Genomic DNA, 22,716 nt, shown 5'->3' on the forward strand with positions numbered 1-22,716 from the left:
GGTCAGAGCCCGACCAGCAGGTGTTCGAGCAGGATCACCAGGATGCCCGACGCATAGCCTGCGAAGGCCAGCAAGGTGATCTTCTTGAAATACCACCCGAAATTGATCTTTTCGAGCCCCATCGCCACCACGCCGGCTGCCGAGCCGATGATCAGCAGGCTTCCGCCCACCCCGGCGCAGTAAGTCAGCAGGTGCCAGAACAACCCGTCCTGCACGAACGACTGCATGTAGGCCGGGTCGGCGCTCGCGGCCACCGCCGCCGTGTCCATCACGGGGTACATGCCCATGCAGGCGGCGACCAGCGGCACGTTGTCGATCACCGACGACAGGATGCCGATGACGCCCGCTATGGTGAACACTTCGTGTACCTGCTTGTCGAGCCAGTTCGCCACGTCGGTCAGCACGCCTGCGGTTTCCAGCGCCGCCACCGACATCAGGATTCCCAGGAAGAAGAGGATCGTCGGCATGTCGATATGCTTGAGCACCTTCGTCACGCGGCATTTGATCGACTCCTCGATGCCGCGCTTGCGGTCGTAGATGATCTCCGTCAGAACCCACATCACACCCAGCGAGACCATCATGCCCATGTAGGGCGGCAGGTGGGTGATGCTCTTGAACACGGGTACGAACAACAGGCTCAATACACCCGTGATGAGGATGAATTTGCTCAGGCGCGGGCCCACACCCGCGGGCAGTTCCGCTTCGAACGTACTCTCGTCCACCGGGGCCGCGTCCTCGTTGCGGATATACCGGATGGCGATCGCCGTCGGGATGACGACCGAGACGATACACGGTACGAAGAGCGTCCCCATCAGCGCTGCCGAGGTGACGTTGCCCCGCATCCACAGCATGATCGTCGTCACGTCGCCTATCGGTGACCAGGCACCGCCGCTGTTGGCCGCGATGACGATCAGGCTGGCGTAGATCCAGCGCTCCTTCTGGTCGGCGATGATCCTCCGCAGGAGCATCACCATGATGATCGTGGTGGTCATGTTGTCCAGCGCCGCCGACATGAAGAAGGTGATCAGAGCCAGCAGCCACATCAGCTTGTGCTTGTTGCGGGTCTTGATGTGGTCGGTGATGACGTTGAAACCGCCGTGCGAGTCGATCAGGTCGACGATCGTCATGGCGCCGATCAGGAACACCAGTATCTCGCACGTGTCGCCCAGGTGGTCGACCATGTCGTGGCTGATATTCTCATCGTGCCCCCAGAGGCTGAAGATCGTCCATATGGCTCCGCACATCAGCAGTGCGATGGCCGATTTGTCGACCTTAACTTTGTGCTCCAGCGCGATGAAGGCGTAGCCCACCACGAAGAGCAGGATCATTGTCAGGATCATACCGTATCGTATTTTTCGTTTTTGTTTCAGCAGGGCGCCTGCCGGCCCGTTGTCCGGCTTGTCGGCTCCATGCGTGCAAAAGTAATGAAATTCTTTCTTGCACCCCTGCAAGAGTCGGGCATTTTTCTGTTTTCCGGTTGTAAATTGCGATTTTTTGCTTATCTTTGTCCCGCTCTCGAGCAACGGATTGAGCTGTGGTGTAATGGTAACACAGCAGATTTTGGTTCTGTCGTTCCAGGTTCGAGTCCTGGCAGCTCAACAATCCCGCATTGACTATCAATGCGGGATTATGTTTGTTGTATTATTCGCCTGAATCCTCCTTCGTCCTGCTTCTGCCCAGTATGCTGGATACGGTAAGTGTGCGGACTGTCCGCACACTTTGCTCGTTGAATAGAACTGTCGGTTTTTTCCCTGCGGTTATTATTTTCCGGGCGCGGATTCTTCGCCGGGAGTTTCTTCGACCGCCTGTGCCGGTTCCTTGTCGTCCTCGTCGTTGTCGCCGCAATGCGTTGAGGCATCGAGCATTCCGGCCAGGAGATCCATGGTCTCCGTGTTTTCCGCTTCTGCGGTGTCGGCGTGTACGCCGTTTTTCATGTTGTCCATAATCGTTGCGGGTTTAACGGATTTTCTTGTGCGAGATGGCTGCGGCAATCCATAGTAGCACCACGGCGCCGATGACCGATGTGGCCAGGCTGCCCAGCGTGCCTGCCGGAACCAGCCCGAAGAACGAAAAGAGCCAGCCGCCGAGCACGCCGCCTACCAGCCCTACGACGAGGTTGACGATGAGCCCCGAGCCGCTGCCTTTGACAATGAGGTTGGCGATCCATCCGGAAGCCAAGCCGAGCAGGAGATACCATACGAAATACATAGAGTTTCTGTTTTGATCTGCTGCTCCGTGTGCAAAATCCGTTCCCGAACGGTCGCTGCGTCGGTTCAGAGCGCCTGCCTGAGGGCTTTGGCCAGCTGGTCGGGGCACGAAGTGCCCTTGCCGCGGCAGTCGATGCCTTCCAGCCGGGCTATCGCGTCGGCGGCTTTCATGCCGCGCACGAGCGCCGCTATGCCCTGCGTGTTGCCGTGGCAGCCGCCCGTGAACGTCACATTGCGGATGATGCCGTCTTCCAGTTCGATGTCGATCTGCCGGGAGCAGGTGCCGAGGGTAGGGTAGGATATGTGTCGGGTCATGTGTATGCGTTGAAGAATCCGGATGCAAATATAACGATAAAACCGGTTGCATTTGCTGCCTTGTTTGCGCGTTCAGGATTTTTTGTCCCGAATTTTCTGGGGAACGCCTTGCCGGCCGGCTGCGGATTTGGGCCAAAATCCCCGCAGGATCGTTTGCAGACATACGGACATAAAAAACATTGCCGAGAAAGAGGTAATCTGTAAGAGGCGCTTAGAAATTCCCCCCCCCCTCGACAATGTTGTTGGGACTGTGCCCGGGTTTTCCGGACAGGTATGCAAATGTAAAATAAAATATTTGAACCTGCAAATAAAAAAGCTGCAAATTTTTGCAGCTTTTTTATTATCTGAAACAGGTTTTTACTGGCGCTGAAGGTCGCTGTTGTCGGCTACGACCATGTTCTTGTCGATGCGCAGCGTGACGTTGCCGTCCACCTCGATCAGCAGGGTCGTCTCCTTGATCTCTTTCACCGTACCGTAAATGCCGCCGGCGGTAATTACCTTGTCACCTTTTTTCAGGCCTTCGCGGAATGCCTGCATCTGCTTGCGGCGCTTGGATTCGGGGCGCCACATGAAGAGCCATAAAACCAGCACCATGAGGCCGATCATAATGATGAAACTGTACTGCTGCATGAAACCCGGCTGGGGCTCTACGGGCGGTACCTGAAGAAAATTAATCATACGTCGTTATGTTTAGTGTTTATTTCCGTTAACGGAACAAATATACGAAATATTGTCGAATACACAAATGTTTATTCCACTTCGGCCTCGATGAACAGCCTCAGGGGTTTCCGCCCGCCGGCGAATGCGATGTCCAGCGTTTTGAGCTGCCAGCCCCATTCGCCTCGCGCATCGAAGGTGAGCGATACCTGCTGCGCATCGCCCGGCGTAATGGGCTGTGCGTCATATCCGAGCGTCGTGCACCCGCAATTGCGGTCGTATCGGGTGATGGCTACGGGCTTCGATGCCCGGTTTTCGATCCAGAGCCTGAGCACGGCCACCTCCCCCGAGTGCATGCGTCCGAAACGCACGGTATCCGTGCCGCCCGTGTCGAGGATCGTGTCCGTGACGGCGATAATCCGGCCTTTCCGCCCGGTCTCGCCCGTGCGTGCCTGCCGGGTGCCGCATGCCGCCGTCGTCACGGCCAGCGCCAGCAACAACAACCCGCGCAGCATCGGGACTCAGATAAGGCCGCGGCCGGCTTTCCTGATGCGGCCTTCGGCGGTGAGCGATTCGACGATCTTGTCCAGCACGCCGTTGATGAAGGTGCTGCTGCCGGGTGTCGAGTAGTATTTCGAAATCTCGATGTACTCGTCGAGCGTCACCTTGACGGGAATCGACGGGAACGAGGTCAGTTCGGCCATGGCCGTGCCGATGATCAGGTTGTCCATGAACACGATGCGTTCCACGTCCCAGTTGGCGGTGAACTTTTCGATGTAATCCTGGTAGGCATCGTAGTTGACCAGCGATTTTTCGAAAAGCGTCTTCACGAATTCGGGGTCTTCGTCGCTCTTGAACTTCGAGGGGACTTTCAGCTCGGTGTGCGACGGTTTCAGGCCCGAGAGCGAACGCAGGATCATCATCACGATGTAAGGCAGGTCGTCGCTCCAGAGGATCGACATCTCTTCCAGCTCGGTTTCCAGCGCCTCGCAGCTCTGCAGCTCCTTGAAGAAATCTTCGAGCAGCTTGCGGTCGTCGGCGAACGAGCGCTCCTCGCGCAGCATGTAATCCTTGAAATAGTCGCTTTCCGAGAGCTGTGTATAGAGCGTACGGATCAGCTCCGGATGGCGGCCCCAGCCCAGCTTGCGGGCGGCGATATGGTCGTTCACGGCATCGCTGTTGGCGATGACGCGGGTCACCCGGTTGTCTACGAACTTGGTATTGGGGTTGAGGTCTTCGTATGTCGGCAGTTTTTTCTGTTTGGCCAGTTCCTGCCGCTGCTCGGCATAACGCGCCAGCTCCACGGGGAGGGTCAGGATCTGGAAATAGAGGTCGTAGGCCTTGTCGACGGACGCCATCAGCGTTTTTTCCGATGCCATCATGTTGTCGGCGCCCGATTTGAGGTGGGCGAACAGTGCCTTGACGACCTTTATACGGAGTAATCTTCTGCTCAACATATCTGTTTAGAACGGTTTTTTCGGCCGCAAAGATAGGAAAAATTTTTCCGGAAAGAAAGAATTATTGTCTATCTTTGCAGCCGTATGGAACAAATCGAAGAAAAAGAAATCCGGCCGTACGATGTGATCGTCATCGGGGCTGGGGCAGCGGGCATGATGGCCGCAGGTACGGCGGCGCGCGATGGCAAGCGTGTGCTGCTGATCGAAAAGATGGACAAGTCGGGCCGTAAAGTCCGTATCACGGGCAAAGGGCGCTGCAACGTCACCAACGCCCGCCCGGCCGAGGAGTTTGCCGCGCAGGTGCGTACCAACGCGGAATTTCTCGGACAGGCTTTCGCCGAGTTCAATAACCGCGCCGCCATCCGTTTCTTCGAAAAGGCCGGGGTGAAGCTCGACATCGAACGCGGCGAGCGCGTCTTTCCCAAGAGCGGCAAGGCGTGGGACATCGCCAATGCGCTGTTGGAATATTGCTACGAGAACGGCGTGAAGATCATTTATAATACGCGCGTGACGGAGATCATGACCCTGGGTGATAAGGTCTTCGGCGTCCGCTATATCAACAGGCGCGGTTTCGAACGCAAGGAGGAATGCCCGCAGGTGATCGTCGCCACGGGTGGCGTTTCCTATCCCGCCACGGGTTCCACGGGCGACGGCTACACCTTTGCGGCCGACCTGGGACATACCGTCGAACCGGTGCGTCCTTCGCTGACGCCGCTCGTTTCGTCGTATCCGCAGATCGGCTACCTCCACGGTCTGTTGCTGAAAAATATCAGGGCCGTGCTCTATGTCGACGACGAACCCGTGCGCGAGGAGTTCGGTGAACTGGGCTTCTCCGAGCGCGGCATCGAGGGTGCCGTGGCGCTGCGCATGAGCCGCGATGCGGTCGATGCGCTGATCGACGAACGCCGCGTCAAACTGGTCGTCGACCTGAAACCCGCACTGACCGAAGAGGTACTGCGCGAACGTATCGCCCGCGAGATAGCCGGGATGGAGCCGACGGAGTTCTTCGCCGAGTTGCTGCGCAAGCTGGTGCCCAAGCCGCTCGTGATGACTTTGGTGCACGAACTCGGTGTCAACGGAAAGAATTACATCGGCAAGCTCACCGAAGAGGAGATAACCCGCCTTATCAAGACGCTCAAGGGATTCACGTTCCCCATCACGGACTATGCGCCGTTCGAATACGCCATCGTGACGGCCGGGGGCGTTTCCTGCGCCGAAGTCAACCCCTATACCATGGAATCGCTGAAGATCCGGGGGCTCTATTTCGCGGGCGAAGTGCTCGACCTCGATGCCAATACGGGTGGTTATAACCTTCAGATCGCCTTTTCGACGGGGCGCCTTGCGGGGCTGTTGAAAAAATAACGGTTATGGGAATCGGCGGCCATAAACTCGGTTTGAAATTTTACGGGCGGGTCACTGAGCTGCGCAACAGGCTCTCCCGGGCCCGTTTCTTCCGCGGGCACGGCGTGCATTCGCCTTTCGTATACGATGTCGTGCGCCATGTCTTCATGCGCGATACGCTGCTTCCCGGCGACCGGGCGTTGTTCCGTGAACTGCTCGCGGCCGGGGTGCCCGAACGCCGCGCCGTGCAGCTGCAAAACCTGGCGATTCATTGCGGCTACGCCACTTTTGGCCTGAATCGTGCGGATGCGGAGTTCTGCATAGCGACGCGCAGCCTGTCCCGGACGGAGACGCTCGCGCTGGTCGGTGATGCGGCTGCCGCCGGGAATACGGTGGCGGTCATGTCCCCCTACGACGGGCGTGAACGCCGGGCCATGTGCTTGCAAATCGTCGCTGCGCACCGTTCGACGACGGTGGACAACCGCGGTTACCTGCTGGTTTTCAATAATAATTTGCCGAAACAACATTTCCGGATATGAAAGTATACACGAAAAAAGGCGATAAGGGAACGACCTCCCTTGTCGGCGGCGAACGGGTTTTCAAGACCGACGAACGGGTCGAGGCTTACGGCACGGTGGACGAATTGGCAGCATTTGCGGCTTTGCTCTGCGACAACATGCGTGCGGAAGCTGCGTTGTCGCCCTATGTCGACGACCTGAACCGTATCCTGTCACGCCTGATGACCGTCGAGGCATTGCTGGCGTGCGGGAAAACAGGATGCGGGAAGGTCGCGCCGCTGGCTCCCGAGGCCGTCACCTGGCTCGAAGGCCGTATCGATGCGATGCAGGACGCGCTCAAACCGATCGACAAATTCACGATCCCGGGTGGCAACGCCGTCGTTTCGATGTGCCACGTGTGCCGTACGGTCTGCCGGCGTGCCGAGCGTGCCGCGTTGCGTGCCGATGAAAAATACGGCACGGATGCCATCGTGCTGATGTGGCTGAACCGCCTTTCCGACTATTTCTATCTGCTCGGGCGCACGCTCACAGAGCATTACGGCGTCGAGGAGACCTTGTGGATTCCATAAAGCTTTGTATTCCAGTTTATTGATGCGTGCGCATGGATGTTTTGTAATTTTTTCTTTGTTTTTCTCGTTTTTTTTATACTTTTGCAAATCAGTGATAGCGGAATAGCGATTATTGCCTGATGTTAATCCGCTGATATTTGGGAACTTAAAAACTTGGAACTATGTACTGGACACTTGAATTGGCATCGAAGCTGGAAGATGCTCCCTGGCCCGCTACGAAAGATGAACTGATTGACTATGCCGTGCGTTCGGGTGCGCCTCTCGAAGTGCTCGAAAATCTGCAGGAAATAGAGGACGAGGGTGAGATTTACGAATCTATCGAAGATATTTGGCCCGACTACCCGTCGAAAGACGATTTCTTCTTCAACGAAGAGGAATATTAAACATGACGAGCGCTCGGACGAGCCGTTAAAAAGAGCAAGCAGCCCCGCATGAGGCTGCTTGCTCTTTTTTATAGTAAACCGATTGTAATCCGAGGGTGCTCAGCGGCTATTTTTCGGCCACGTAAAACAGGTCGAAACAATCGTCCGACACCGGGCAGATGCGGTAATCCTCCATCCGGATCGAGGACGTGAGGTCGGTATTTGCCTTCAGCAGCTTCCGGCGGTTGATCCGGTTCAGGATGTCGTAGGGTAGCTGGAGCAGGCGGCGGGGCAGGCGGTGCTGGAGATCCAGGATGTCGAAGCGCGTGATGCGTGCCACGCTGCGGCGGTTCTGTTCGTAGTAGGCCATGACTTTCCCGTTGCCTGCGACTCCGAGGGCTTCGACCGAGCGGAATTCATGCTCCAGCAGGTTTTGCAGCTGTTCCGCCGTATATTCCCGTACGTGCCATGGGTTGCGGGTGAGCGACATCGGTGCATTGGGGGTTGTCACGATGAACTTGCCGCCCGGTTTAAGTACCCGTTTCACTTCGCGCACCAATTCGACGTCCTGCTTTATATGCTCGATCACCTGGAACGAGATCACGAAATCGAAACTGTTGGCCGCGAATGCCAGCGGCGGCACTACGGCCTGGTGGAATTCGACATGCGGATGCCGCGTAAGCTCCGCTGCCGGGGCGAATTTGTCCACCGTGATGAAACTCCGTGCATGGGGTGCCACCACCTCGATACCGTAACCCGCCCCCGTGCCGATCTCCAATACGTCGCCGCCGATGCGCTGCGCCGCGGCATGGTAAGCCAGCAGCGACCGCTGGAAGACGAAATTGTCGGACATCTCGCGCGAAACCCGTTCCGCCGTGTTCATTTTACCCATTATTGCCGTTTGACTTTTATCCCGTCTTCGCCCACTTCGACCGCGCCGCGTTTCATCAGCACGCCCAGCGAGCGTTTGAAGACCTTTTTGCTCATCTCCGTAAGGCGTTTCACCTCCTCCGGGGAACTGTCGTCGTTCAACGGCAAGTGCCCGCCGTTGCCGATCACCAGTTGCAGCAAAACCTCTGCCGAATCCTTGACCTGCGCATATCCTTCCTGTTGGAGGCTCACGTCGATACGGTTGTCCTCGGTGATTTTGCGGACGTATCCCTTCATGCGGTCGCCGATGGCTACGGGGCGGAATACCTGGTTGCGGTATAGCATGCCCCAATGGCGGTTGTTGACGATCACGCGGTAACCGATCGGGCTTTCCGAGGCGACCAGCAGGTCTACCTCCTGGCGCGGTTCCACCGTGATCAGGTCGTTGTTGATGAAGCCCTTGAGCTTGGTGGTCGCCACGCAGCGCCCCGTGATGCTGTCTTCATAGAGGTATACGATGTAGCTCCGTCCCGCGAGGATGCCGCCCTGCTGGTTGCGGTTGGGCAGGAAGAGGTCTTTGCCATGCAATCCCCAGTCGAGGAATGCCCCGTGCACGGTCTTGTCCACCACGCGCAGGTAACCCGCCTCTCCGGCGCGGAGCAGCGGCGTTTCGGTAGTCGCAACGAGGCGGTCTTCCGAGTCGTGGTAAACGAAAACCTCCTTTTCGTCGCCGGGTTTGTCTGTGAGGGATATATAACGGTTGGGCAGCAGAACCTCGTTCTGTTCCTCGTCCGTAAGGTATAATCCGTAGTCCGAAACACGGCTTACGGTAAGTTTCTGGGTGCGTCCTGCTCTGAGCATATCGTTATTGCGGAATTGACCGCCTGCAAAAGTACGTTTATTTTCGCGGGATTGCAACTTTCCCGGCCAAGTTCCGCGGTGCGGGAGCGGCCGCATCCCTTTTCGGGAGTCAGTGGGATCGGGCAGCACCGATCCGTACTCCCCGTTCGTGCCGACTTTTGGGCGTTTGCGGAAAAAAGCGTAACTTTCGAAAACGAACCTTAACCTTCCTGCTATGAAAATCCGTGGATTTTTCGCGCTCCTGTTGACCGGCCTGCTCGCCGCCGTTGCGGCCTTTGCCGGGCAGCCCGTCGCCGAGCTGTACGACAAGGCCGAGTACCGCATCGCAATGCGTGACAGCGTAGCCCTCTACACGGCGGTCTATACGCCCAAGGCGCCCGGCGAAGCCCCCGTCATCATTTTTCGTACGCCTTACGGCTGCGGGCCCTATGGTGCCGGACGCTTCCCGCAGGGGTTTGAGAAAGGCTATCTGCGCAGCTACGTCGACCGCGGCTATATCATCGTCATGCAGGATGTCCGGGGGCGCTATATGAGCGAGGGCGACTTCGAGCATGTCCGGCCCGCCGGCAGCGGTGAGACCGACGAGACGACCGACAGCTACGACACGGTCGACTGGCTGGTCAGGCACATCCCGCACAACAACGGCCGGGTGGGATTCGCCGGGTGTTCCTATCCGGGGTTCTACGCCATGATGGGCGGCCTTTGCGGCCATCCCGCCGTGAAGGCCGTCTCTCCGCAGGCTCCCGTCACCGATTGGTTCATGGGCGACGACGTGCATCACAACGGGGTGCTGATGCTCACCGACTCCTACCGCTTCCTGAGCGGTATGAATACCCCTCCCGGACGTGTTCCGGCCGCGAAAATGCCCTCCATGTCCCGGCAGACCCAGCCCGACGAGCGGACGTTCTTCCTGGAGCATACGGCGCTTGCGGAACTTACCGGGCTGCTGAAACCCAACCCCTTCTGGGAAGAGATGTCCGCGCATCCCGATTACGACGCCTGGTGGCAGGAACGCGACCTGCGCCGTGCCTGTTACAACGTCCAGCCTGCGGTGCTCATCGTCGGCGGGACGTTCGATGCCGAGGACTGCTTCGGGGCGTGGAACCTCTACCGGGCCCTGAACAGGCAGAGCCCTTCGACGCCGTGCCATCTGGTCGTGGGCCCGTGGGCGCATGGGGCGTGGCGTAACGGCGGCCGGACGCTCGGGGCGTTCGATTTCGGCAGCGATGCCTCGTGGGAATATTATATGGAGCATTTCGAGGTGCCGTTCTTCGACCACTACCTCCGTGACGGCAATACGGACGAAGCGGCTCCGTTGCCGGCCGCCGCGGTCTTTTCCTCGGGGGACAACCGCTGGCATACTTTCGGCCGCTTTCTGTCGCGCGGGGCCCGGAAACTGACGTTGTACCTCGCCGGCGGCGGCATCCTCGATACCCGGCGCCCGACGGCCAAAACATCCGCAAGTACCTATGTCTCCGATCCTTCCGATCCCGTGCCGTACTGCGAGGTTTCCGGTCTGCGCCGTCCCAAAGAGTATATGGTCGCCGACCAGCGTTTCCTGTCCGGCCGTTCCGACGTGCTGACGTTCGTTTCGGAGCCTCTCGAAGAGGATATGACCCTCGTCGGCCCGGTCGATGCCGACTTGGAGGTGACGCTTTCGACGACCGATGCCGATTTCGTGGTCAAGCTGATCGACCTTTTCCCCGAGGACGATCCGCTGCCGGGCTACCGGATGCTCGTGCGGGGCGACATCATGCGCGGCCGCTATCGCCGCAGTTTCTCGCGCCCCGAGGCGTTTACGCCCGGTGTCCCGGCGCGGGTGCCTTTCCGGATGACGGACATCGCCCATACGTTCCGCGCCGGACACCGCATCATGGTGCAGGTACAAAGCACCTGGTTCCCGCTTGCCGAACGCAATCCCCAGCAGTTCGTCGACGTCTGGAACTGCCGGGCTTCGGATTTCGTGCCCTGCCGGATTTCGCTGCTGCACCAGCGCGGCAATGCCTCCTCGGTCACGGTGTGGCGGCTGGAGGCGCGTTGAGGCGTACGGGTTGGCGTCGGCCGTTCGTGCCTGTCTTCGTCCGGTCGTTTTGCCTGTCCGCTATTCTCCTATTGACAATCCGCGCCCGGTCGTCAGTGTAAGGCTGTTTGTCTTGCCGGCTGCGTCTGGTCGTTCGGGCAGCTCGTCTGGACAGACCGTCGCAGGGCCGTGCGCCTTGGCCGGTTGCGACCGGCTGCCCGCGCCCTGTTTCCCCGCATTGCTTTTCATCGCCGAACCGTACGCACTGCCGCAAGGGTGCCGCCCTGTGTGTCTGTTTTGTATGCCCGGTTCCCTTTGTTGCCGCCCTGCCTTACAAACCTCCATGTTTTTTATTCCCGCAGGTGCGATCTGTAAGAAAATTTTATATATTTGTTTACAAAACGGAGTTTTTCTATGAAAATACGTGTTGCTGTCTGCCAGGTCGACATGGAATGGGAACATACCGCCCGGAACCTGGAACGTCTGGAGCCTATCGTTGCGGCGGCCGATGCTGATATTGCCGTGCTGCCCGAAATGTTCGCCACGGGGTTCAAACTGCGCCCCGCCCGTGTCGCCGAGCCTGTCGACGGGCTTGTCGCCACGACCATGCGGCGCTGGGCGGCACAATACGGCAAAGCCGTCGTGGGCAGCGTCGTCATCGCCGAAAACGGGGAGTTCCGCAACCGGATGTTTTTCGTGAAGCCTTCGGGCGGGGTTGCCTGGTACGACAAGCGGCACCTGTTTCGTCCCGGCGGCGAAGCGCGCGACTATACTCCGGGAAACCGCCGCGTGGTGGTGGAATATATGGGGTTCCGGTTCCTGCTGCTGATCTGCTACGATCTGCGCTTCCCGGTGTGGAGCCGCAACCGGGGCGATTACGATGCCATCCTGTGCAGCGCCTCGTGGGCGGACGACCGCCGCGAGGTGTGGCGTACGCTGCTGCGGGCGCGGGCCATCGAAAACCAGTGCTACCTGGCAGGCGTAAACCGCGTGGGCACGGATCCCGATGCCTCCTATGCGGGCGACTCGGCGCTCGTCGACTTCCGTGGCGCCACGCTGGCCGATGCCGGTGAGCGGGAGCAGACCCTCGTCGCCGAATTCGACTCCGAGGCGCAGGCGGCTTTCAGGGAGGAGTTCCCGGCGTGGATGGATGCCGACGGCTTCGAACTGGAATTCTGATTTCCGAAAAATTTGGTATTGCCCCCGGTATGCGCTATCTTTGTACGATATTCGCGCCGGAGAGCCCGCACACTAAACGGGGCTTCCGGTACGTTTGACTACGATGATGAAAGAAGACACGATCAAAATACTGGGGGCCCGGGTTCACAACCTGAAAAACATAGACCTGGAGATCCCGCGCCGTAAACTGGTAGTCATAACCGGCCTTTCCGGTTCGGGTAAGTCGTCCCTGGCGTTCGACACGATCTATGCCGAGGGACAGCGCCGCTACATGGAGACGCTTTCTACCTATGCCCGCCAGTTCGTGGGGACGATGGAGCGTCCCGATGTCGACAAGATCACGGGCCTGAGTCCCGTGGTCGCCATCGAGCAGAAGACCACCAACAAAAATCCCCGTTCCACGGTGGGTACCGTGACCGAGATCAACGATTTCCTGCGTCTGCTGTACGCGCGCGCGTCGCGCGCCTATTCACCCGTCACGGGCGAGGAGATGGTGCATTATACCGACGAGCAGATCGCCGGGCTCATTATGACGGGCTTCACGGGGCGCAAGATCGCCCTGATGGCTCCCATCGTCAAAGGCCGCAAGGGGCATTACCGCGAACTGTTCGAGTCGCTGGCTAAAAAGGGGTATATCTATGCCCGTATCGACGGCGAGATCCGCGAGATTTCGGCCGGTATGCGCCTTGACCGTTACAAGATACACACCATCGACCTGGTGGTCGACCGTCTGGTCGTCGGTGAGGAGGCCCGCGACCGGGTGATGACCTCGCTCAAGGAGTCCATGCGTCAGGGCAAGGGTACGATGGCCGTCTACGACTACGGTACCGAACAGCAGCGCTTCTACTCCCGCCACCTGATGTGCCCCTCGACGGGTATCGCGTTCGAAGACCCCGCGCCGCATACCTTTTCGTTCAACTCGCCCCAAGGCGCCTGCCCGCATTGCAACGGGCTGGGCGAGGAAGCCGTCTTCGACGTCGGGAAGATCATTCCCGACATGGGGCTTTCGCTGCGCGAGGGTGCCGTCGAACCGCTGGGCAAATACCGCAACAACATGCTTTTCGCCATCCTCGAAATGCTGGGGCGGCGTTACGACTTCACGCTCGACGACCCCGTCGGGTCGCTGCCCGAACCGGGGCTGAATGCGGTGTTGTACGGCGATTCCGAGCCGTTGACCATCAACCTCTCGGAGTTCGGCTCATCGGGCGGCAACCACCTTGTCTCGTGGGAGGGCGTCGCCGAATATATAGGCCGTACCGAAGACGAAGACTCCAAACACGGCCAGAAATGGCGCGAGCAATTCCTCGTCTACCGCAAATGTTCGGTCTGCGGCGGTTCGCGTCTCAAGAAGGAGGCGCTCCAGTTCCGCATCGGCGGCAAGAGCATTGCCGACGTGTCGGCCATGTCGATCTCCGAATTTTCGGAATGGGTGGCGCACATCGAGGATTATATGGACGACAAGGAGTGGAAGATCGCACAGGAGGTCGTCAAGGAGATCCGCGAGCGCCTGCGTTTCCTGATGGACGTGGGTTTGGGCTACCTGTCGCTGTCGCGTTCGTCGCGTTCGCTCTCGGGCGGCGAGAGCCAGCGTATCCGCCTCGCCACGCAGATCGGCTCGAAGCTGGTCAACGTGCTTTATATCCTCGACGAGCCCTCGATCGGCCTGCACCAGCGCGACAACCGGCGCCTGATCCGCAGCCTGGAGGAGCTGCGCGATGCCGGCAACTCGGTGATCGTCGTCGAACACGACGAGGACATGATGCGCGCCGCCGACTTCATCGTCGACGTCGGCCCCCGTGCGGGACGCAAGGGCGGTCATATCATGGCCGCGGGTACGATCGACGACATCCTGCGTTCCGATTCCATCACGGCCGACTACCTCACCGGACGCCGCCGTATCGGGATTCCCGAAACGCTCCGCAAAGGCACGGGGCAGCGCATCGTGATCCGCGGGGCGCGGGGTAACAACCTCAAGAGCGTCACGGCCGAATTCCCGCTCGGCAAGTTCATCTGCGTGACGGGCGTCAGCGGTTCCGGCAAGTCGACGCTCGTCAACGAGACGCTGCGCCCGATCCTTTCGAAGGAGCTCTACCGCTCCTTCGGGCAGCCGCTCGAATACGACAGCGTCGAAGGCATCGGACATATCGACAAACTGGTCGTCGTCGACCAGTCGCCCATCGGCCGTACGCCGCGCAGCAACCCGGCGACCTATTCGAACGTTTTTTCCGACATCCGCAAACTGTTCGAAATGACGCCCGACGCCCAGATCCGCGGCTTCAAGGCGGGGCGCTTCTCGTTCAACGTCAAGGGCGGCCGCTGCGAGGAGTGCCGCGGCGCGGGCGTCCAGACCATCGAGATGAATTTCCTGCCCGACGTCTACGTGCGTTGCAAGGCATGCGGGGGACACCGTTACAACCGCGAGACGCTCGAAGTGAAATACAAAGGCAAGAATATCGACGACGTGCTGAACATGACGGTCAACATGGCCGTGGAGTTCTTCGAGAATATCCCTGCCATCCACCAGAAACTCCGTGCCATCCAGGAGGTCGGCCTCGGCTACCTCACGCTCGGACAGCCCTGCACCACGCTCTCGGGCGGCGAGAGCCAGCGTATCAAGCTCTCCTCCGAGCTGTCCAAGCGCGATACGGGGCGTACGCTCTACATCCTCGACGAACCTACGACGGGGCTCCATTTCGAGGACATCCGCCTGCTGCTCGACGTGCTCAACAAACTCGTCGACCGCGGCAATACGGTCATCGTCATCGAACACAACCTCGACGTGATCAAGGTCGCCGACCACATCATCGACATCGGCCCCGAAGGCGGGGCGGCCGGCGGCGAGATCGTCGCGGCGGGCACTCCGCACGAAATAGCCTGCGCCCCACGCAGCTATACGGGCGAATTTCTGAAAAAACTGGGTCTTTAGTCACGACTTTAGGCAGTTAGGCACCGTATTTGCATTTTTCATGGCCGTATAAACCTTTTATGTGCTATGAAAAAAACAGTCATTATCGTCGTGAGCGTGCTGCTGTGCGCAGTCTGCGCCACCGTGATCGGACAGAAAAAGATTCTGTCGCCCAAGGAAGAACGCCGCGAGGTGCGTGAAAAGAGACGTGCGGAACGTATCGCAGATTTTGAGAAAACGATGGATTCGGTCATCCTTTCGCGTAACTTCCAGTTCAACCCCCAGACCATGCAGCGGCAGCCGGCCGGCCCCATGCGCCAGATCATCAACCCGGCCTTCAACGTGGGTGTCTGGGACGGCACGGTAGACATCTGCCTGCCTTATGTCAAGGGCTATGTGCCGCCTTATTACACGACCATCATCAACTACACCGTGCCCAACGTGCAGGGCTATACCACCGAGCAGACCCACGAAGGCTGGATGGTAACCTTCTCCACCTCGCTTTTCTCGGCGTCGACCTATACCTTCACCTTCGAGATCTTCTCCCGTACGGGCGGTGCCAACCTGACCATCACCAACCCGTGGTATAACCCCGTGGAGTACTCGGGCACTATTTCACAGCTCTATTGACCATGAGTTCCGGGATGTATCGCCGGACGGGATGCGGCGCCCCCTTTCCGTCCTCCCCGTTGCGGCGGAATGCCGCTGCAACGATAATCCTTCCCGGATTGCGAGCCCCCGCCCCGGCGGGGGCTTTTGCTCCTGCGGGGCGGGCGGTAGTCCGGATATTGTGCCTTTGCGCCCTTGTTTTCGGGGCCTCGGGTGCTGTGGCGCAGTCCGCGCAGACCGTCCCGCAGTTCACGCTGGGCACTTCCACCGTCGACAGCGTGCCCCAGACGACCGTGGTTCCTGTCCAGCAGCCCCCTGTGCAGGTCGTCGAGCATACGACCGTCTACGAGGAGTCCACGCGCGGCATGACACGGCCCGAACGCCGCGCTTACCGGGCGAAGCTCTATGCGCAGAAGATCGACTCGCTGGTACAGTCGCGCGACTACATGTTTTTCCCGAACAGTATGCAGGAGGTACCGGGCGGCATGATCCGCAGCATCTATACCGATTATTACTTCTTCGGGATGTTCATCGACCACATCGGGGTGCACCTGCCGACCGAGCGCGGCATCACGCAGTATCTCTACGTGCTCAATTTCGACTCGCCGTCCCTGTCCGATTACCGGGCCGAGCGCTTGGCGTGGGGCTGGCGCATCTCCTTCGGTTTTGCCGACGGCGATATGGCCTACCATGCCGGTTTCGAGGTTTCGACCGCCACCGGCGAGACGGTGCTGACGCTGACGGCTCCCGACCTTGTCATGCGCTATGTCGGGTGGCTCTGGGACAAACGGATCGGCGATCCCAAGTTCCGGCGGCTGGACTGAGCGGCGGCTTTCACTGATGTCGGGCAGCCCGCGAACCGGGAAGCCCTTATCCGACGGTTTCCTCGCCCGGTTTGGCCTGCATTTTGTATATCAGTGCCACGGCGGAGACGGAAACCCCCTCTTCGCGCCCCTCGAAACCGAGATGCTCTGTGGTCGTAGCTTTGACCGATACCCGGTCATCGCCTACGCCCATTGCACCGGCCATCGCGGTGCGCATGGCGTCGATATGCGGCCGCAATTTGGGCCGTTGCATCCGGATCGTACAATCGACATTCCCGATCTCATATCCTTTTTCGCGCAGCAGCGCCGCAACCCTTCGGAGCAGTATTTTCGAGTCGATGCCCTTGAAGTCGTCCGACGTGTCGGGGAAGTGCAGCCCGATGTCACCCAGCGCTGCGGCGCCCAGCAGTGCGTCGCATACGGCGTGTATCGCCACGTCGCCGTCCGAATGCGCCACGAATCCTTTCATGTGCGGAATTTCGATCCCGCCCAGCACCAGGGGCAGCCCGTCGGCCAGCGCGTGTACGTCGTATCCGTGTCCTATCCTGAAATCCGTCATAGAGTTCCGTATTTTCCCGTAAAGATAGTGGAAGCGGAGTGCAAAAGCAAATTTCGGCCGTCGCAGCCAGCCGGAAATGCAAAAAAACCAGACGCGGGATACCGTGAATTACGCTGTTTTTGTTATATTTGTATTTGAAAATCTTCGGCCGGAAGAATTCTTGCAGATGCCCCATCTTCGAAGCGTCTTTCTGCCGTTGTAAATATTGTCACGGAATGGGCGGAAATCGAGGGGCGTGCGCCCGGTGTTACAGCCGGCGGCAACCCGACGATGTGCCTGTAAATTATATTAGGAGATTATGTCTGAAATAGTAAACCTTGAACCCCGGATCGTGTGGGAGCAGTTCGATGCCATCACACAGGTTCCGCGCCCCTCGAAGAAGGAGGGCAAGATCATCGAATTCCTGGTCGATTTCGCCCGGAAGCACAACATCGAGTATAAGAAGGATGCCATCGGCAACGTGGTGATGCGCAAACCCGCCACGCCGGGCTTCGAGGATCGCCCGGCGGTTATCCTCCAGTCCCACATGGACATGGTCTGCGAGAAGAACTCCGACGTGGAGTTCGATTTCGACAACGACCCGATCCGCACGCACATCGACGGCGGGTGGGTCAGGGCCGAAGGTACGACGCTGGGTGCCGACTGCGGCATCGGCATGGCTGCCGCACTGGCCGTCATGATCGACCCCGCGGTGCAGCACGGGCCCGTCGAGGCGCTCTTTACGGTCGACGAGGAGACCGGCCTTACGGGGGCTTTCGAACTGGGCGAGGAGATGCTCACGGGCAAATACCTCATCAACCTCGACTCGGAGGACGAGGGCGAGATCTTCATCGGCTGTGCCGGCGGCATCGACACCATCGCCACGTTCCGGTATGCGATGGAAGAGGCGCCGAAGAACTACTCCTTCTTCCGCGTCGACGTCTCCGACCTGCAGGGCGGGCACTCGGGCGACGACATCGACAAGGGACGCGTCAATTCCAACAAGACCGTCGCACGCCTCTTGTGGGACGGCATGCAGTCGTTCGAACTGAAGCTGAGCTATTTCAACGGCGGCAACCTGCGCAATGCGATCCCGCGCGAGGCGTACGCCATCTTCGGCGTCCCGACACGGTTCAAGTCCGAGTTCGTCAAACGCTACGACCTTTTTGCCGCCGACCTGAAAGCCGAATTCCGCTTCCGCGAGCCCAATTTCAGGATTACGCTCAACGAGATGCCCGAGGTCGACCAGGTGCTCGATGCCCGGACGCAGTTCGGGCTGGTCTACTCGCTGGTGGGCGTTCCCAACGGCGTGATCGCCATGTCGTTCGCCATGCCGGGGCTGGTCGAGACTTCGACCAACCTCGCTTCGGTGAAATTCGAGGGCGACAACCGCATCGTCGTCACCTCGTCGCAGCGGTCGTCGGTCGAGAGCGCCAAGACCTATGTCATGCAGATGGTCGAATCGGTATTCGCCCTGGCCGGTGCCGACGTCGCCCATTCCGACGGTTATCCGGGCTGGGCGCCCAACCCGCAGTCCGTACTGCTCGAAAAGACCGTCGGCGCCTACGAACGCCTGTTCGGTGCGGAGCCCAAGGTGCGTGCGATCCATGCCGGATTGGAATGCGGCCTGTTCCTCGAGAAATACCCCGAACTGGAGATGGTTTCCTTCGGCCCGACGTTACGCGGCGTGCATTCGCCCGACGAGAGGCTCGAAATCGCCACGGTTCCCAAGTTCTGGGATTTGCTGCTCGAAGTGCTCAAGACCGTCTGACCCGCCTGCGAACGCGGCAAATCCCGCCACGGATGCACGGTTCCCGGATGCACGGTTCACGATAACGGCCCCGCAAAGACGGGGCCGTTGCCGTTGCGGGTGGTGACGCGGTTATTCTCCCGCTGGCCTTACCACTCCCGTGAACTTGACCACGGGATATGCCAGAAGTTCGTTCGAAACCTGTACATGGCATTTGTCCGTGTCCTTGTACAGCGTTATTATTACCTTCCTGTCCTGGGAATTCGCCGGCCCGGTCATTCTCATGCAGAACTGCATGTCTCCGTTCTTTTTCCGCTTTTCCAGCGTTATTTCCGCCGAGTCGTCCGTTATGGTCAGGTTGCCCAGCGGTGTTTTCGGAAAGAGGTCGGGGGTGAAACTGATAACGCCCCGTTTGCCCTCCATGGATATGTAGTTGCCCGTGGATGACTTGACCGGGGATTTGTCCTCCGGCAGGTAAAATTCATTCGCCTCGATCACGAACCGCCCCTTTTCCAGCGCTTTCGACGCTTGTGCGTGGCGGATCTCCCCTCCGGCCGCTTCGCCTTGCCGTCCGGCTGCCGGTTTTTGCGCTGCACATCCTATTATAGAAAAGAGTCCGCAGGTCGCTGCCGCAAAAGCTATGAACAGGCTTTTCCGGAGTAAAAAAAGTTTTTTCATGGCGGTAAATTTAAAGGATTAATGAAAGGATTGTGAAGCATGTGTTTTATATTGTTCACAATGTAATTAAAAAATATGAATTAAACAATCATTTTATTCATATTTTTGCCGGGCTATGAAATCCGTGCGGTCGATGATCCGGGCCCCATCCGCATGGATCGGGTAACCGATGGACGCTCCGGGTGTTCCCGGCAGGGCGCTGCAAGGCAGGCTGCAAATAACAGAGGGGCTGTCCGGCAAGTCCGATTTTACGATTTCACCCCTGCCGGAACAAACTCCGGCAGGGGTGACTTCTGTTTCCGGCTGCTTGTGCGGCAGTCTCTTTTCGTCGATATGGATGCCGCGCCCGGAAGCCGTATGCGTCGTCCCTTGCAGCAGGGGAAAGACGGCCGCGTAAATGCCGCGATGATTTCCGCGATGATTCCTGGAATGATTTCCGCGATGACTCCTGCGATGATGGCCCACGCGGTGATGCCGGCGCCCGGCGTATCGGGCAGGATCGCCGGCGGGGGATTACATCCCTCCTCCGCCCTGAGCGCCGCCGGTGCTTCCGCCGCCACCGCCCTGTGCGCCGCTGCTCATGTCATCGTTGCGGATCGACTTGGCAGTGCGTTTCACCCCGACGTTCTGTTTGCCGAAGCGGTAGCTGACGCGGAAATAGAGGCTGCGGCACGCATACCTGTATTCGCTCCAGCCGCCGAAGGTCGGCGTGTCCGAGGTGTTCCTGTTCCTGCGGTATTTCTCGAAGGGGTTGTTGCACATGATGCTCAGGTCGAGCTTCTTCTTGAGGAACTGCTGTTTGATGCCCATGTAATAGTAGTAGTAGCTTTCCGATTTGCCGCCGAGCCACGCATACCCCGTCGAATAATTCTCACCCAGCATAAGCCGCGCCTCCTTCCAGAGCGCGAAGTCGAGGTTGAGGTTCTGGCTGAACGTGAACTGGTCGGTGTGGATGTCCATGGCGTCGAAATCGTTCTGCGAATACCTGCCGTTGTAGCTCAGCGAGAGGTTGACCTTCTCCGACGGGCGGTACGAGAACGAACCGTTGAATCCGTAGCTGCGCGAACGGACGTCGTTGCTGTAGGTGGTGTTCGTGATGCCGTCCCCGTCCGAGAAGGAGTACGACGACATGTTGTTGTTCGACAGGAACGTGTTGAGTGCGAAGGTCATGCTCCATTTTGCGGCATAGTGGCCGTACTGGAGGTTGATCGTGTGGTATACGGCCGCTTCCAGTCCCGGGTTGCCGTACGACAGCCGCGTGGGGTCGGTGTCGTCCTCGGCCGGCGAAAGCATGTAGATGCCCGGGCGCTGGAGCCGCTGCGTGTAGGAGAGCGAAATGTTGTGGCTCACCTTGGGGATGAATGTCAGGCTCAGGTAGGGCACCACGTTAAATTGGCGGTTCGAAAACGAGTAGGTGCCTTTGGCGGTCTCCTCCACGTCGGCGTCGTTCCATGTCCGTTCCATGCGCGCACCGAGGCGTCCCGACCATTTGGTGTAGGTGAATCCGTATCCGGCGTAGATGCCCAGCACGTGCTGGCGGTAATCCATGCCCGTGAATTTTATTTTTTCAATCGGGAATGTGCCGTATTCGTCGCTCTGCTTGTTGTCGGTGTCGGAGGTGCTGTTGCGGTAGATGTGTTTCAGCCCCGCCTCGATCTTGTGGTGCTCCGACAGCGGGTTGGCGTAGTCTACCTGCACGGTGTTGCCCGTCATGCGGTTGTCCGCATCCTGCAACGCCCTGTAATTGTATCCGTCGTTGTATATCCGGTCTGTATGGCCTTTGTCCGGGTCGATCTCGACTTCATCCGATATGGTCAGCGTGTGCCCCTCCTTGCCGAAGGTGTGTTCGTAATTGAGCGAGACGCTGCCGCCCATGTAGTTCCATTTCTGGATGCTGCGGCTGCCGTATTCCAGCAGCGGGTTCATCTCGGGGTCGAGGATCGCGTTCATGCCCAGCGATTTGTAGCGGCTGCGGCCGAGCCACAGCCATCCGTTGAGCGTGATCAGGTTGAGCGTGTCGGGCTGGTAGCTCATGTCCAGTCCGACGTTGCCGTAACGCGAGCTGCCCTTGTTTTCGGAGTAACTGCGGTTGTAGCGGTTCTCCGAGTCGTAATTTTCCTGCCACGACTCCGATTCCGAGGGGGTACGGCCCCCGTCGTAGTAGCCTGCATAGCCCATGATGCTCGCCGCGAACTTCCCGGCCTGGATCGAGAGGCTGGCGTTGCCGTTGTAGGCCGGGTTCTCCAACACCGTGACGCTCGCGCCGACGCTGCCGTTGTATCCGTGGAACTGCTTCTTGCGTTGGGTGATGAGGTTGATGATGCCGCCCACGCCTTCGGCTTCGTACTTGGTCGAGGGGTTGGTGATGACCTCTATGCGGCTGATCTGCGAGGCGGGCATGCTCTGGATCACATCCTTGAAATTGTTGCTCATCGTTGCCGAATTGCGCCCGTTGAGCAATATCTTGTAATTGCTCTGTCCGTTGAGCAGGACGTTGCCGTCGCCGTCGAGCGAGAGTTGCGGAACCTTGCGGATGATTTCGTCGAGTGTGCTCGTCGAAGCCTGCGGGTCGTCCTCGACCGAGTAGGTGGTCTTCTCGGCGTCGGCCATTACGAGCGGTTTCTGGACTTCGATCACCACGTCGCCGACCTCGACACCCTGCGTGATGGCGATCTTGCCGAGCGCCTTGCCCGATGCGGGCACTTCCACGGCCTGTTTGTAGGGCGTGTAGCCTACCATCGTGATGCAGAGCTGGTAGTCGCCCGTTTCGGGGGCTTTGAGCGAGAAGCGGCCGTCCGAATCGGCGGCTACGGCGTTCACGACCGTGACCGAGTCGCGCTGGAGCGAGACGGTGGCATAGCCGACGGCTTTGCCGGAAGCCGAATCGGTGACCGTCCCGGTCAGGGTGTTGGGTTGTTGCGCGGCAGCCGGATGCAGACACAGCAGCATGGCTGCCGACAGCAGGAGAGCGAGGGCTTTTTGCATGTCAGGACGCTTTGAGATTGTTGAGAGTTCACAAATATGAGGTTTGTTTTCCGATTTTCCAAATTTGCGGA

At 59.1% G+C, this 22,716-nt stretch carries 22 protein-coding genes and 1 tRNA gene; 11 read left to right on the forward strand and 12 right to left on the reverse strand.

What is annotated here, in order from left to right:
• Positions 1 to 2 precede the first annotated feature (2 nt).
• Entirely contained in the window at positions 3 to 1,340 is a 1,338-nt protein-coding gene (gene nhaD / locus DW189_RS01655) for a sodium:proton antiporter NhaD (RefSeq protein WP_174760528.1), read from the reverse strand.
• Between the two features lie 188 nt (positions 1,341 to 1,528).
• Here nhaD and DW189_RS01660 point away from each other — a divergent pair.
• Positions 1,529 to 1,599, forward strand: a tRNA-Gln gene (locus DW189_RS01660).
• Between the two features lie 161 nt (positions 1,600 to 1,760).
• Here DW189_RS01660 and DW189_RS01665 read toward each other — a convergent pair.
• From DW189_RS01665 to DW189_RS01690, 6 genes are all read right to left on the reverse strand, one after another.
• A complete protein-coding gene (locus DW189_RS01665; RefSeq protein WP_022333428.1) occupies positions 1,761 to 1,943 on the reverse strand; it encodes a hypothetical protein in 183 nt (60 codons plus the stop codon).
• A 13-nt stretch (positions 1,944 to 1,956) separates the two neighbouring features.
• Positions 1,957 to 2,208: a GlsB/YeaQ/YmgE family stress response membrane protein gene (locus tag DW189_RS01670; protein WP_018695408.1), complete on the reverse strand. Its 252-nt coding sequence runs from the start codon at positions 2,206 to 2,208 to the stop codon at positions 1,957 to 1,959.
• Between the two features lie 65 nt (positions 2,209 to 2,273).
• The gene (locus DW189_RS01675) at positions 2,274 to 2,522 is read right to left on the reverse strand and encodes a TIGR03905 family TSCPD domain-containing protein (RefSeq protein ID WP_018695409.1); all 249 of its coding nucleotides are present in this window, start codon (positions 2,520 to 2,522) and stop codon (positions 2,274 to 2,276) included.
• 357 nt (positions 2,523 to 2,879) lie between these two features.
• Positions 2,880 to 3,200: a preprotein translocase subunit YajC gene (yajC, locus tag DW189_RS01680; protein ID WP_018695411.1), complete on the reverse strand. Its 321-nt coding sequence runs from the start codon at positions 3,198 to 3,200 to the stop codon at positions 2,880 to 2,882.
• Between the two features lie 71 nt (positions 3,201 to 3,271).
• Positions 3,272 to 3,694 (reverse strand): DUF1573 domain-containing protein, encoded by a 423-nt coding sequence (locus DW189_RS01685; RefSeq protein WP_117506648.1) that lies wholly within the window; start codon positions 3,692 to 3,694, stop codon positions 3,272 to 3,274.
• Positions 3,695 to 3,700: 6 nt separating this feature from the next.
• The gene (locus tag DW189_RS01690) at positions 3,701 to 4,636 is read right to left on the reverse strand and encodes a transcription antitermination protein NusB (protein WP_117506649.1); all 936 of its coding nucleotides are present in this window, start codon (positions 4,634 to 4,636) and stop codon (positions 3,701 to 3,703) included.
• Positions 4,637 to 4,720: 84 nt separating this feature from the next.
• Here DW189_RS01690 and DW189_RS01695 point away from each other — a divergent pair, with 84 nt between their 5' ends.
• The 4 genes from DW189_RS01695 to DW189_RS01710 all read left to right on the forward strand — a co-directional run bounded on the left by DW189_RS01695 (position 4,721) and on the right by DW189_RS01710 (position 7,447).
• Entirely contained in the window at positions 4,721 to 5,998 is a 1,278-nt protein-coding gene (locus tag DW189_RS01695) for an NAD(P)/FAD-dependent oxidoreductase (protein ID WP_117506650.1), read from the forward strand.
• 5 nt (positions 5,999 to 6,003) lie between these two features.
• The gene (locus DW189_RS01700) at positions 6,004 to 6,516 is read left to right on the forward strand and encodes a hypothetical protein (protein ID WP_117506651.1); all 513 of its coding nucleotides are present in this window, start codon (positions 6,004 to 6,006) and stop codon (positions 6,514 to 6,516) included.
• Positions 6,513 to 7,064, forward strand: coding sequence for a cob(I)yrinic acid a,c-diamide adenosyltransferase (locus tag DW189_RS01705; protein ID WP_117506652.1), 552 nt, complete (start codon positions 6,513 to 6,515; stop codon positions 7,062 to 7,064). The genes DW189_RS01700 and DW189_RS01705 overlap by 4 nt, the downstream gene beginning before the upstream one ends.
• A gap of 161 nt (positions 7,065 to 7,225) precedes the next feature.
• Positions 7,226 to 7,447: a DUF2795 domain-containing protein gene (locus tag DW189_RS01710; protein ID WP_009597992.1), complete on the forward strand. Its 222-nt coding sequence runs from the start codon at positions 7,226 to 7,228 to the stop codon at positions 7,445 to 7,447.
• 106 nt (positions 7,448 to 7,553) lie between these two features.
• Here DW189_RS01710 and DW189_RS01715 read toward each other — a convergent pair whose 3' ends face one another.
• Both DW189_RS01715 and DW189_RS01720 read right to left on the reverse strand, forming a co-directional pair.
• Entirely contained in the window at positions 7,554 to 8,318 is a 765-nt protein-coding gene (locus DW189_RS01715; RefSeq protein ID WP_117506653.1) for a class I SAM-dependent methyltransferase, read from the reverse strand.
• On the reverse strand, positions 8,318 to 9,157 hold the full coding sequence (locus tag DW189_RS01720; protein WP_022332679.1) for a S1 RNA-binding domain-containing protein: 840 nt from the start codon (positions 9,155 to 9,157) through the stop codon (positions 8,318 to 8,320). Before DW189_RS01720 ends, DW189_RS01715 begins: the two co-directional genes overlap by 1 nt.
• Before the next feature lie 214 nt (positions 9,158 to 9,371).
• Here DW189_RS01720 and DW189_RS01725 point away from each other — a divergent pair, with 214 nt between their 5' ends.
• From DW189_RS01725 to DW189_RS01745, 5 genes are all read left to right on the forward strand, one after another.
• Positions 9,372 to 11,198, forward strand: a complete 1,827-nt coding sequence (locus DW189_RS01725; RefSeq protein ID WP_117506654.1) for a CocE/NonD family hydrolase — start codon at positions 9,372 to 9,374, stop codon at positions 11,196 to 11,198.
• Positions 11,199 to 11,591: 393 nt separating this feature from the next.
• Positions 11,592 to 12,356: a nitrilase-related carbon-nitrogen hydrolase gene (locus DW189_RS01730; RefSeq protein WP_087403418.1), complete on the forward strand. Its 765-nt coding sequence runs from the start codon at positions 11,592 to 11,594 to the stop codon at positions 12,354 to 12,356.
• Positions 12,357 to 12,459: 103 nt separating this feature from the next.
• Positions 12,460 to 15,282, forward strand: coding sequence for an excinuclease ABC subunit UvrA (uvrA, locus tag DW189_RS01735; protein WP_117506655.1), 2,823 nt, complete (start codon positions 12,460 to 12,462; stop codon positions 15,280 to 15,282).
• A gap of 66 nt (positions 15,283 to 15,348) precedes the next feature.
• Complete coding sequence (locus DW189_RS01740; protein WP_022332683.1) at positions 15,349 to 15,891, forward strand: DUF4251 domain-containing protein; 543 nt, start codon at positions 15,349 to 15,351, stop codon at positions 15,889 to 15,891.
• Between the two features lie 197 nt (positions 15,892 to 16,088).
• Positions 16,089 to 16,694, forward strand: a complete 606-nt coding sequence (locus tag DW189_RS01745) for a hypothetical protein (protein WP_232045596.1) — start codon at positions 16,089 to 16,091, stop codon at positions 16,692 to 16,694.
• A gap of 46 nt (positions 16,695 to 16,740) precedes the next feature.
• On the opposite strand, the gene ispF is transcribed toward DW189_RS01745, so the two are convergent.
• Positions 16,741 to 17,253: a 2-C-methyl-D-erythritol 2,4-cyclodiphosphate synthase gene (gene ispF, locus DW189_RS01750; RefSeq protein WP_117506656.1), complete on the reverse strand. Its 513-nt coding sequence runs from the start codon at positions 17,251 to 17,253 to the stop codon at positions 16,741 to 16,743.
• A 298-nt stretch (positions 17,254 to 17,551) separates the two neighbouring features.
• Between ispF and DW189_RS01755 the strand changes: the two genes are divergently transcribed.
• Entirely contained in the window at positions 17,552 to 19,003 is a 1,452-nt protein-coding gene (locus DW189_RS01755) for an aminoacyl-histidine dipeptidase (protein ID WP_117506657.1), read from the forward strand.
• Positions 19,004 to 19,114: 111 nt separating this feature from the next.
• On the opposite strand, the gene DW189_RS01760 is transcribed toward DW189_RS01755, so the two are convergent.
• Together DW189_RS01760 and DW189_RS01765 are read right to left on the reverse strand one after the other, a co-directional pair.
• Positions 19,115 to 19,660, reverse strand: coding sequence for a DUF4251 domain-containing protein (locus DW189_RS01760; RefSeq protein ID WP_117506658.1), 546 nt, complete (start codon positions 19,658 to 19,660; stop codon positions 19,115 to 19,117).
• Positions 19,661 to 20,173: 513 nt separating this feature from the next.
• Positions 20,174 to 22,645, reverse strand: coding sequence for an outer membrane beta-barrel protein (locus DW189_RS01765; protein WP_117506659.1), 2,472 nt, complete (start codon positions 22,643 to 22,645; stop codon positions 20,174 to 20,176).
• Positions 22,646 to 22,716: the final 71 nt, after the last annotated feature.

Source organism: Alistipes sp. AM16-43 (assembly GCF_003435745.1).
Classification (GTDB): Bacteria; Bacteroidota; Bacteroidia; order Bacteroidales; family Rikenellaceae; genus Alistipes; species Alistipes onderdonkii.